The organism is Lentibacter sp. XHP0401 (assembly GCF_025751535.1).
Lineage (GTDB): Bacteria > Pseudomonadota > Alphaproteobacteria > Rhodobacterales > Rhodobacteraceae > Lentibacter.
Genome location: NZ_JAOWLC010000006.1, coordinates 158,251 through 169,904, shown reverse-complemented (window position 1 = coordinate 169,904; position 11,654 = coordinate 158,251). Strand labels below are relative to the sequence as shown.

At 56.4% G+C, this 11,654-nt stretch carries 9 protein-coding genes; 3 read left to right on the top strand and 6 right to left on the bottom strand.

Annotation, left to right across the window (positions count from 1 at the left end):
* Positions 1-7 precede the first annotated feature (7 nt).
* From OE750_RS09860 to OE750_RS09845, 4 genes are read right to left on the bottom strand one after another with little or no spacing between them, the layout of a single operon-like run.
* Positions 8-877, bottom strand: a complete 870-nt coding sequence (locus OE750_RS09860; RefSeq protein ID WP_263764006.1) for a dimethyl sulfoxide reductase anchor subunit family protein — start codon at positions 875-877, stop codon at positions 8-10.
* On the bottom strand, positions 877-1,608 hold the full coding sequence (locus tag OE750_RS09855; protein ID WP_263764005.1) for a 4Fe-4S dicluster domain-containing protein: 732 nt from the start codon (positions 1,606-1,608) through the stop codon (positions 877-879). The genes OE750_RS09860 and OE750_RS09855 overlap by 1 nt, the downstream gene beginning before the upstream one ends.
* The gene (locus tag OE750_RS09850) at positions 1,605-2,438 is read right to left on the bottom strand and encodes an alpha/beta fold hydrolase (RefSeq protein ID WP_263764004.1); all 834 of its coding nucleotides are present in this window, start codon (positions 2,436-2,438) and stop codon (positions 1,605-1,607) included. The genes OE750_RS09855 and OE750_RS09850 overlap by 4 nt, the downstream gene beginning before the upstream one ends.
* Positions 2,438-5,263: a molybdopterin oxidoreductase family protein gene (locus OE750_RS09845; protein WP_412176220.1), complete on the bottom strand. Its 2,826-nt coding sequence runs from the start codon at positions 5,261-5,263 to the stop codon at positions 2,438-2,440. Before OE750_RS09845 ends, OE750_RS09850 begins: the two co-directional genes overlap by 1 nt.
* Before the next feature lie 1,045 nt (positions 5,264-6,308).
* Between OE750_RS09845 and OE750_RS09840 the strand changes: the two genes are divergently transcribed.
* Complete coding sequence (locus tag OE750_RS09840) at positions 6,309-6,995, top strand: sugar transferase (protein WP_263764002.1); 687 nt, start codon at positions 6,309-6,311, stop codon at positions 6,993-6,995.
* A 13-nt stretch (positions 6,996-7,008) separates the two neighbouring features.
* Here OE750_RS09840 and OE750_RS09835 read toward each other — a convergent pair whose 3' ends face one another.
* Complete coding sequence (locus OE750_RS09835) at positions 7,009-8,157, bottom strand: glycosyltransferase family 4 protein (protein WP_263764001.1); 1,149 nt, start codon at positions 8,155-8,157, stop codon at positions 7,009-7,011.
* 171 nt (positions 8,158-8,328) lie between these two features.
* Between OE750_RS09835 and OE750_RS09830 the strand changes: the two genes are divergently transcribed.
* Both OE750_RS09830 and OE750_RS09825 read left to right on the top strand, forming a co-directional pair.
* Positions 8,329-9,714 carry a hypothetical protein gene (locus OE750_RS09830; RefSeq protein WP_263764000.1) on the top strand — a complete coding sequence of 462 codons (1,386 nt, stop codon included), beginning with the start codon at positions 8,329-8,331 and terminating at the stop codon, positions 9,712-9,714.
* 2 nt (positions 9,715-9,716) lie between these two features.
* On the top strand, positions 9,717-11,009 hold the full coding sequence (locus OE750_RS09825) for a glycosyltransferase (RefSeq protein WP_263763999.1): 1,293 nt from the start codon (positions 9,717-9,719) through the stop codon (positions 11,007-11,009).
* Between the two features lie 103 nt (positions 11,010-11,112).
* Here the strand turns inward: OE750_RS09825 and OE750_RS09820 are convergent, their stop codons facing one another.
* The gene (locus OE750_RS09820; protein WP_263763998.1) at positions 11,113-11,622 is read right to left on the bottom strand and encodes a serine O-acetyltransferase; all 510 of its coding nucleotides are present in this window, start codon (positions 11,620-11,622) and stop codon (positions 11,113-11,115) included.
* Positions 11,623-11,654 lie beyond the last annotated feature (32 nt).

Genomic DNA, 11,654 nt, shown 5'->3' with positions numbered 1-11,654 from the left:
CGGTCGGTTATCTGCCGTAGTAAAGAGCCTGCACATGCTCGGCCTCGGCAAAAAAGAGCCAGCGGCCAGCGAAAATACCAACAAGATGTGCGAGGATCGCAACCAGCGCCGTGGTGTGTGTTACAGGCAGTAAGAGCATGAGCAATACGGGTAGAACAATGCCAAGGCCAAAGGCGATCAGCCTTAGCTTGAACGCGTGCTTACGCCCCACTTGATAGGCCATTTCCTTCAAGAGATAGTTCTCGCCCGAATGGGGAGGTTCCAGCAAGCGCACCTTGCCGATGTGCCCGAGGCCCGTTGCTGTTTCCATCGTTGATCCGGCACGGCCTTTTTCATCGCCCACAATCCAGGCCCAGACCATGAGTGCGCCAAGGCTCGCAAGGAGGACTGCTGCCAAGCGCGGCTGGCCTGCAAGCAAGGCCCCACCGCCCAGAGCGTGGAGAATAAAGACAGGTGGGGTTGTCCACATATTCCAGCGCGGCACGGTTTTGAGCTGTGTGTAGATCATCGACGTGGTGAAAACGGTTCCAAGGCATAAGAGCGCGCCAATCAGGCCGACAAGCCGAAGACGGACTCCGAAGAAGATAAGCGCAATGGCAAAAACAGTCATGACCAAGAGTGCGAAGACTGCAACAATGCCTTCTCGCGACAGCCAACTTGAGCGCCACTGGCTGAAAGCCTTAATAGCGTTCTTCGGGTTCGCCAGATGCGCGACCGAGGCCAAAAGCCCACCTACGGCGAGCGCATACCCGAGAAAGAAAAAAACAAAAGCCACCCAGCCTGTCACAGGAGGCAGGCCTATGCCCAGAAATGCCAGAAGTCCGAAACCGAGGCCTGAAAGCGTTGTGAAGGCAATAACAGAGGGCGCTGGATGCATCAGATATTCTCCAGCGCTTTATCAAGCCAGGCAAAGAGGCCTTTGGCGTCATTGTGTTGCGGCTCAAGCGCGGCGTCAGAGGGCTGATCCTTCAGGCGCGGTGGCAGGTACTTGTTCACAGGTTTGGTTCCAAGCTCCGGCATCAGGTCCATCCCGCCGCGTGCAGCAACCAGCTTTGACACATTGCTCTCGGGGTTGCTCAAATCGCCAAAGTGGCGTGCATTCGAGGGGCAGGTGCGCACGCAGGAGGGAATACGGTCTTCCTCGGGGATGTTCTCGTTATAAATCCGGTCTACACAAAGGGTGCATTTCTTCATCACCCCGAAAATTTCGTCAAGCTCGCGAGCGCCATATGGGCAAGCCCATGCGCAAAGGCCGCAGCCCATGCAATCATCTTCGTTGACCAGCACGATCCCGTCTTCCTCGCGCTTGTAGCTCGCACCTGTCGGGCAAACCGTCACGCAGGGCGCGTCCTCGCAATGCAGGCAGGACTTGGGGAAATGCACGGTTTGCGAGCAGCCGCTTTCAGGTTGTGCTTCAAAGCTGTGGACACGGTTGAGAAAGGTTCCGTGCGGCTCGGCTCCGTAAGCGTCGATATCGGAGAGCGGCGCGCCATAGTTGGAGGTGTTCCATTCCTTACAAGACACCACGCAGGCATGGCAGCCGACGCAGGTGTCAAGATCAATGACAAGGCCAAGCTTTTTTTCGGTGCTTTGCGGCAGAGTGGTCATGCGCTCTCCTCAATCGCTTGGGTTGCAAAGGTTGCCAGTTCCTCGTTGAAGCGCTCGGGGTGCTCGGCGAAGGGCGCATGGCCTGTTTCAGGCCAGAGAGAAAGCGTGCCACCTGAAAGCGTTTCAGCTGCTGTTTGGCCAACGAGAGGTTCAACGATTGCATCATTCGTCCCGTGAATCACGAGTGCAGGTCTGGTGAAACCTTTCCAAACAGGTCGGCAATCAAGCGTGCCCGCAAAAAGCGCGCGGCGCACCAAGGGGCTTACGAACATATTCGCGCCCACAAGCACGCCATAGGTTTCGCGCGGCAGAGGGGCATAGGTGCACTGATCGACAAACTGGGCAGTCGCTGCGAGCAAGCGAGCCTGATTGGAGGTGTATAGGTCTTTGTTGAGCGCAGGGCTGCCCGCCCCCATCATCCAGGGTTCACGCGCCTCGCCAATTGCGATCACTCCGCCCACAAGGACAACACCCGCAATCGCGTCTTGTCCATGCGTTGCGATATAAGAGGCAATCACCCGTGCGCCATAGGACCAGCCCACAAGCACAGTGCTCTTGAGGCCAAGCTCGGTGATCACGGCGTGGATGTCATCGCCCCAGAGCTGTGTCTCTGTGTAGGCGGACACATCCTGAGGCGCGTCAGAGCTGCCATGTCCTCGCAGGTCAAGTGCCACAACGCGAAAGCGCTCGGTCAGAGGGGCTTGTGCTGCCCAAGCGACAGAATGCTGCGCCCAGCCGTGGATAAGCAGGAGCGCAGGCGCATTTTCGGGGCCTTGGTCGGTGACATGGAGCTTGAGCCCGCCGCCGCCTGTTACAGTATGCTCCCTCATCAAAACTCCTCCCCGTAGCTTACGTTCTTCGGCCCTTTGCCGACGGGGCTTTCCTGCGCCTTCAAGGCAGGCTCCGAAGGCCCACCCTTGGACGTTTTCTCGATCCGTACACGCAAATCAAACCATGCGGCTTGGCCCGTGACGGGGTCGGAGTTGGCCCAGCGAAGCCCATCACCCTTGGGCGGCAGAAGCTCGTTGATCAAATGGTTCATCAAGAAGCCTTCTGTGGCCTCCTGCGCATCTTCAGAGAGCGCCCAAGCGCCGCGCTTTTTGCCGATGGCGTTCCATGTCCAGATGGTTTTGCCATTGACACCATCCATCCGCGCGACAGGCGCCTTGATGCGCCCGTGCGGCGAGGTGATATAGGCCCAGTCACCTTCCTCAAAGCCGTGCTCTTCCCAGAGTGCACCAGGAATAAACATCTTGTTCACCCCAGTGATCTGGCGCAGCCAGGCGTTCTGACTGCCCCATGAATGATACATATGCATCGGGCGCTGGGTGAGGGCGTGCAGCGGGTATTTCTCTTCAGAAACGAGGGTTTCCTCAAAAGGCGCATACCAGTCCGGCAACGGTGTCATCGTTTCGATCATGCGAGCGCGCAAATGCTCGGGTGGTTGGCGCTCGCCATAGCCCTCGGCGGCCAGTTGCATTTTGCGCATCGGCTCAAGGTAGAGGTTAAAAACATAGGGCTGGGGCGCATCAAACAAGCCGATCTTCACGGCCCAGTCCTGATAGGCTTGGTTCCAAGGTTTGTAAAACTGCGCCTCCTCGGGCAGATGCGTGGCCCAGAACCCCCCGTTTTCGATATACTTCTCAAGCTGTTTCGGGTTCGGAGACCCGCGGCCTTCGCTCTGCCCGTCCGCTCCACGAAAGCCCGCCAACGGGCCAATACCCGCGCGGCGCTCGTGGCTGACGATATAGTCGGCATAATCCGCGTATTTCTGGCTGCCGTCTTCTTTCACAAAGCCGGGCAACCCAAGCCGCGCACCAAGGTCGCAGAGGGCAGATTGAAAGCTTTTCACATCGCGGTCAGGTTCTACCACAGGCCAGCGGATCGCATCTGCCGCCGCATCGGCCTCGCTGATCGGACGATCCAGTAGCGAGATACAGTCGTGGCGCTCAAGATAGGTCGTGTCGGGCAAGATAAGGTCGGCATAGGCCACAGTCTCGGAGCTATAAGCATCCGAATAGATGATATGGGGAATCACATAATCACCATTTTCATCCGTGTCTGTCAGCATGTCGATGACCGCCGAGGTGTTCATCGAGGAATTCCAAGCCATATTGGCCATATACATAAACAGCGTGTCGATTTTGTAAGGCACACCTGCGTGAGCGTTGGAGATGACCATATGCATGAGGCCATGCGCGCTAAACGGGTTCTCCCAGCTGAAAGCCTTGTCGATGCGCTGGGGGGTGCCGTCATCATCAATCAAAAGGTGCTCGGGGCCCATCGGATAGCCAAGGTGCGGCCCGGGCAGCGGCTGGCCGGGAACATCACCGGCATGCGGCTTGGGGTGTGCCTCGGGCGGCTTGGGGTAGGGCGGCTTGAAGCGGAAGCCGCCTGGCACTTCGACAGAGCCAAGCAGGATTTGCAAAATATGCAGCGCACGGCAGGTCTGAAAACCGTTGGAATGCGCGGAAATACCGCGCATCGCGTGGAAGGACACAGGGCGGCCAATCATCTGGGTGTGCTTCTCGCCCTTCCAGTCGGTCCAAGGCCGGTTGATCACAATTTCTTCTTCGAAAGCCACGCGCGCAAGGTCTGCCGCCAGAGCTTTAATGCGCTTCGCTGGAATACCGCAGCGCTCGGAAACAGTTTCGGGTGCGTAGTCCTCGCTCATATACTGTTCGGCCAGAAGCTCGAATGCGGGGCGGTATGTCTCACCGGCGATACGGATGTGCCCTGTCAGCTTTGCCTTCACTCCATTGGCATCATAGTCTGCCAGCTTCCCTGTGGCACGGTCGACCACTTGCGCCTTGCTACTCTCGGAGCGCAGAAAAAGCCCCTTGTTTGGCCCGCTTTCCGCACAGTTCACAAGGAAGCCCGCGTTGGTGTAGCGGGTGAGGTAATCAAGGTCGATCTGGCCTGCTTTGAGCAGTTCATGGATCATCGCCATGATGAAAAGCCCGTCTGTCCCCGGCGTAATCCCGACCCAGTCATCTGCCACAGCGTTATACCCCGAGCGCACGGGGTTCACGCCCACAATGCGCGCTCCACGCGCCTTTAGCTTGCCAATACCCATCTTGATGGGGTTGCTGTCATGGTCCTCTGCAACTCCGAAGATCATGAACATCTTGGTGCGGTCCCAATCAGGCTGGCCAAACTCCCAGAATGAGCCGCCCATTGTGTAGATACCTGCCGCCGCCATGTTGACCGAGCAAAACCCCCCGTGCGCCGCGTAGTTGGGCGTGCCAAAAGCCTGCGCCCAGAGCGATGTAAAACTCTGCGACTGGTCGCGCCCCGTGAAAAACGCAAGCTCATGCGGCGCGCGCTCGCGGATCGGCCGCAGCCAGCTTTCTGCCAAACTGTAGGCCTCGTCCCAGCTGACCTCTTCAAACCTGCCGGACCCACGCGGTCCCACACGCTTCATTGGCGCTTTGAGGCGGGATGGCGCGTAATGCTGCATGATGCCCGCCGAGCCCTTGGCACAGAGAACGCCCTTGTTGACGGGGTGATCCTTGTTGCCCTCGATGTATTTCACTTTCCCGTCCTGCATGTGCACATTGATGCCGCAGCGGCAGGCGCACATATAACAGGTGGTTTTGCGGATTTCGTCAGAGACATAGGGAGAAGGGCGCGCGGGTGCTTTTTCGGATGTAATGGCCATTGGCTCGTTCGTCCCTTATCCCTGTCCGCGGTCCTGTTTGAGCCACGATGGACGAGCGTTTCACACACGTCAAAGGGAAATGGCGGAGCGGTTTGGGCAATGCGTTTGCTAAGGTGTTGCAAGTAAACGGATTTGTTTCCCTGAAGACGCGTGCTGGCATGAACCGCGCCCTGCAACTGGACTTACAGGGCCGCAGAGCGCGGCTTCGGTGTGGCTTTGGCTGGAAGAGGGGCAGACAGCGGGAAGCTAGAATCAAATCACGTGCTTGCCTGTGGGAGGCGGTTTTGCTCGGTCAGGTGCCCCACTTAAGAAAAACAGCGTTTCCAAATTCAAAACAATGACTTTTCCAAAACCGGCGCGAAGGCCGGGAGGATAGGGGTAATTCTAGGGTCTATTTGGGCAAGGAGAAGTCGGAACTCTTGCGGCAGTTTTTCTGGGTTTTGTCCGAAACACCGAGACTGGGGAGTGTGGTGAAATACGGGGAAACTGAATGAAAAATTGTCATAAATGCGCGCCAGAGTGGTAAACTGTTCTTTCTGACGCAGCTATCTCGGAATTCCCCTTAGACTGTTTTTGATTTTCTAGCATTTTCATTCTTGTCGCAACACAGTTGTGTAACCAGTATGCGCGAAAGTCGGCAGGTTGCGACGCGTTTTTTTGCAGGCTTCGCGCATTGGTTAAACCCTGCCTGAAGTCGTGTCGGAATTTGAAGCTGTGTAGGTTGAAAACTGTTATGTTCGAGGTTTCTACAATTTATCGGGAATTGACTCGGCGCCTCAAAGGGGCGTAGGGAAGGGTTCCGGCGATGTGCAATTTTAGTTCTGCAAATCACGGAGAGCGCTAGGGGACAGCGCGCACAGTTCTAGCTTTTGACGTGGGCAAAGCTGCCAAGCCCGCGCCGGTGAAAAAGTTATGAGAACCATGCGGCATGGCGCCCTTTCAGAGTATTGTCTCTGATGCGCCAGATGCGCGGTAAATCCGGTAGCAAAATTTAGTGAGTGAGGCCTGCCTGTTTTGGGCAGCTCACACGGGTGAAGCGATGAATGAACGTGTTTCAAGCCGATTGGATATGGCCGAGCTGCGCAAATTGCTCGAGTCTACTTCTGTGCCGCGCTCGGCGGGGCTGTATCGCGGGCACGGCAAGCGCGCGCTTGACTTGGTGTTGGTGATCGTTTCGCTTGTTCCAGCTTTGCTGATCCTGCTGCCGCTGATGGGCCTCATCGCGCTTGACGGGCGCGCACCGATCTACACCCAAAAGCGCATTGGCAAAAATGGCCGGCTTTTCCGCATGGTCAAGCTGCGCACTATGGTGGCCGATGCCGACCAAATTCTTGATGCCTATCTGGCGCGCAATCCCGAGGCACGCGCCGAATGGGAGGAAACCCAGAAGCTCAAATCTGATCCGCGCATCACGTTATTCGGGAAAATTCTGCGCAAATCCTCGCTTGACGAGTTGCCACAGCTGCTCAACGTGCTCTTGGGGCATATGTCGATTGTGGGGCCACGGCCGATGATGGTTGGGCAGGAGAGTATTTATCCGGGCCGCGCCTACTATGAAATGCGCCCTGGCATCACGGGCTACTGGCAGATTTCCGAACGCAACGAGACAAGCTTTCCGCAGCGGGCCGAGTATGACACAGCCTACTATAAAGATCTGTCGTTCGGTACGGATGTAAAAGTGATCCTCGGCACATTGCGCGTTGTTGTCAGCGGCACGGGCTACTAAGCAGCCAGTATGGCTAGACCGACAAGCGGGCCTCAAACAGGTCATGCACGGTTTTGCCCCAAGTGTCCCAGTTTAAGCGCTCCTCAAAGTCCATCCGTGACGAGCGTCTCAATGCTGCGTAGCTTTCTGGCGCTTCAAGATAGCCCTGAATAATCGCGCTGAACTCGGCTGAACCGGCGCCTTGCGGCAAGTCATGTCCTGTAACACCGTCTTGCACCGGCACTCCACCGACAGAGAGACAAAGCGATGGCAGCGAATAGGCCGCTGCCTCGCAAAAAGCAAAGCCCCAGCTTTCAAAGCTAGGCTGCACCAGAAAATGTGAGTTGCGAAAGGCCGCTTCAAAAATATCGCGCTCTTTTGGTATGGCTTTGTTCAATGAACGGTGCACCGTGACATGCTCGCTCATATGCTCGGCAGGAGGCTGCGTGCCAATCACGGTGAGGCGCGCATCGACGCCGCGGTCGCGCAGTGTCTGCATCGTGCGGTAGGCATCCGGGCCGCCTTTGGCAAACCAGTCTCGCCCGACGACAAGCAAATAAACCGGAGCGCCCTTTGACAGAGGCAAAGGCTTCGCTTCGGCTATCGGGGTGTCAATATTAGCACCCCAAGGCACGATAACACTCTGCTCGTCACTCAATCCATACATCTGGTCGGCTTCTTCTTTGAGCCACTCGGAAGGCCAAAGCGCAAGATCGAGGTTGCGATAAATCTTGCGTTCTTCGCGAAATGTCAGAGGATCGATCAGCTTGCGCGCAGTCCAGGACGAGCCAAAGCTCTCGCCGATTTCCGAGCGCTTGTAGACAGTAAAGCTTGCATCCGCCGTGAAGGCCTTGAGCATGGGGTAGGGTGTTTTGAGGCGCGCCATGGACTGAAACGAGTAAGCCCCGAAAACCACATCATATTGTCTGGCATTCAATGCGCGCGTAACCGAGCGTGCAATGATGCGCGAGAGCAGAAGATGCAGCCGCCAGCGCAAACGCAGGTTGGTTCCGTCAGGCAGAGCATAGATTGCACGGCGCACCGGCTCTGCTGCGCCCCATGACTGCGGAAGAATATCAACCTCTCCCACATGCTCTCTCAGAGCCTGATAGATTCGGGCATTCCCGCCCGAATAGGGCTGTGTATGCTCCGGGCTGATGTCGCATAGATATGCGATTTTCATAAAACTGTCCTGTCGTTCTACAGATTGATCCGGTAGGCGAACCAGTAGCCAAGATTGCGATCCATTGTCGGCGAAAATAGGGCAAATGAGAAGAAATAAGCGACAAATGTGTGTTTCGTTGTTAATAAAGGTAAAACTTGGGTTGGGGCCTAGCAGGAACACTTAAAGAAGATGCCAAACGCACTCGCCTTACTTGCGCTGGCAAGCTGGCCACTGTTCTCTCTGGTCTTGTTCCGCAAGCTGCCAGTGGGGCGGGCCGTGCTGTGGTCGCTGCTTTCGGCCTACCTGTTCTTGCCGCCTCCGCCTGCGCTGTTTGACTTTCCGGCCATGCCCCCCCTCACCAAAGATTCCATTCCAGCGCTAGCCGCCTTTGCCTTCTGTTTTTTCATGTATGGCAAGGATATGGCTTATTTGCCACGCTCCAATGTGGCCAAGGGGTTGATGATACTCTTTGTAATGACCCCGCTAGCCACTGTGCTCACCAATGACGAACCGGTCTTCTTCGGCGTGGTCGGCTTGCCAGGGCTGCGGATTGTCGAGGCCATTGCTCTCATGGTGCAGCAATGTATGATCCTGATGCCGTTCATTATGGCCTATAGCTTCTTGCGCAGCGAGAAAGACCAGCGCGATATTCTCGTTGCCTTCGTGGCGTTGGGGATGGTTTATTCGGTGCTCATGCTGATCGAGATACGCCTCAGCCCGCAACTCAACCTGTGGATATGGGGCTATTACCAACATAGTTTTGATCAACTTGTCCGCTTTGGCGGCTTCCGTCCCATCGTCTTTCTTTATCACGGTCTTTGGGTTGCCTTGTTTGCGATGATGATGCTGGGCTGCGCGGTCGCGCTCTTCCGCCATTCGAAGGGTAAAACAAAGCTCTGGTATGGCTGTATCAGTGTTTATTTCGGTTTCATCATGATCGCCTGTAAATCGGTTGCCTCAATCGCTTATGCAGGGGTGCTTGTGCCGATGCTGCTCTTCATGGGGCGCTTGTGGCAGTTTCGCCTTGCGGCCTTTCTGGCGCTTCTGGCAGTCACCTATCCGGTCATGAAAGGGCTGGAGTGGATTCCAGAAAAGCAGATCATCGAGAAAATCACAGAATTTGATGAAGACCGCTCGGGTTCGCTCAAGTTCCGCTTTGACAACGAGCGTGTTCTTCTGGACCGGGCCTATCTCAAGCCGGTGTTCGGCTGGGGCAGTTGGGGGCGCAACCACATCCTTGATCCTGTTACAGGTGTAATGCTGACGGTCACTGACGGGCGATGGATTATCACTATCGGGGTGTTTGGTTGGGTCGGCTATCTGGCGGAGTTTCTTCTGTTTAGCTGGCCTTTGTTTGTGCTTTTTGCGCGCAGTTTCGTGCTGACAAAAGAAACCCGAACCTCACCCTATTTGGGTGCGCTTGCGTTGATACTGGGGTTCAACCTGTTTGATTTGTTGCCCAATGCAACGATAACACCCCTCACATGGATGCTGGGGGGCGCGCTTTTGGGCTATACCGAGCACTACATGCCAAATGTGCGGACCCCGAAGAAAAAAATTAAAACGGTGATGTGAGTATGATTGAGCGGCTCAAGGTTCTGATCCTCGCAGACGAGTGCAACCCCGAGTGGCCCTCGCTGCCTATCGTGGGGTATAAATACGCCCGCGAGATTGCGCAGCATTGCGATGTGACCATCGCGACCCATGTGCGCAATCGCGAAAACATCGAGAAGGCCGCACATGGCCTTAATGTCATCTATCTTGATACCGAGTATATCGCGGCCCCCATGTTCAAGCTCGCCCGCTGGCTGCGCGGGGGAGAAGAGGTGGCCTGGTCTACTTCTATGATGATGAATTACCTGCCGTATCTGGCCTTCGAGCGCGAGGTCTGGAAACATTTTCAGGGCACACTCAAGGCGGGTGGCTTTGATATTGTTCATCGCATCACACCGATGTCGCCAACCCTGCCAAGCTATATTGCGCACAAGCTCAAGATCCCGTTTCTCATCGGGCCGCTCAACGGTAATCTGGACTGGCCAAAGGCTTTTCTGGCCGAGCAGGCGCGCGAAAAAGAAAAGCTGCGCGGGTTGCGCAGGTTTTACAAGTTTCTGCCGTTCGCCCGCTCCACTTATGATCGTGCGGCCGCTGTTCTAACTGCCTTTGATCACACCCGCGCCGATCTCACCCGCGTTGAGGAGGCGCGGATTGTCATGGTTCCCGAGATCGGGTTTGACCCGAAGATTTTCCATGCCAAAGGCGCAAGACCTGCAGGCTGGCGTGGGCAGGACGGCAAGCGGCATTTTCTCTATGCGGGCCGCCTTGTGCCTTACAAGCTGCCCGAACTTCCGATCCGCGCTTTTGCCGCTTCTCAGGCTTTGCAGGAGCATCACCTGCATATTCTCGGCAGTGGCCCCGAAGAAGACCGTATGCGCGCGGTGATTGAGGAGTTTGGCCTTGAGGGTTGCGTAACCCTTGAGGGCCGCAAATCCCAATCTGAGGTTGCCGATATGATGCGTGCTTGCGATGGATTTATTTTTCCGTCCATTCGCGAGCTTGGCGCTGGCGTTGTGATCGAAGCAATGGCCTGCGGGATGCACTGTCTTGTGGCCGACTATGGCGCGCCGGGCGCTCTGGCAGCACAAGGGCGTGGTGATGCGGTGCCGATTGCCCCGATTGACGAGATGGTAGCGGCTTTCACGGCTGCACTTGAGCGCTGTGTGAGCGCGCCTGAGCATATGGAAGACTGTGCGGCGCGCGGCCAAGCCTATGCCGAGAGTGCGTTCACATGGGCACAAAAAGGGGCACATGCCGAGGCGCTTTATCGGGCTGTTCTGGCTGAGGAAAACTTGAGACGCTTTGATTTTGTATGAGCTTTACAGGCTTCGAATTTGCTTCGCAAATCCGACCGGTCGGCGGGCTTTGCCCCCCGCACCCCTCAGGATATTTGTAGCAAGAAAAAGACAAGTGGGCCGGTTAGATGATCCTGGCGGGAATTCCTGCGACCGTGACGTTTGGCGGGACATCTTTTGTCACCACGGCGTTGGCACCGATCACCACATGGTCGCCCACGGCGAGCGGCGCGATGAGCTTGGCGCCTGCGCCGACATCCACATGGCCACCGAGCTTGACAGGGCCGGCCAGTGTGACCTGATGAAAGATCATGCAGTTGGGGCCGATCTCTGCTTCGGGGTGGATGATGACCCCTGTGGGGTGTGTAAGACGGAGCCCGCCGCCTATTTTGGTTGTGAGGTGAATTTCGCTTTGTGTGACGAGTGACCAGAAGCCATGATTGAGCACCCAGTATTTCGCCGCCATACGCGCGAAGAGACCACCGCGCGCCTTGAGTGCCTGATAGCGGCGGATGGCCCGTAAGAGCTTGCGGCCAGGATCCCAGAAACACTGCACGGTTTCACGGCTCCAGTCGGGGTCTGTGGCAGACACATTTGCGTCATCTGACGAAGTATTTAGAGAAATTCGGCTCATTTTCACCTCAACTGGGAGCAAGGGACAAATTC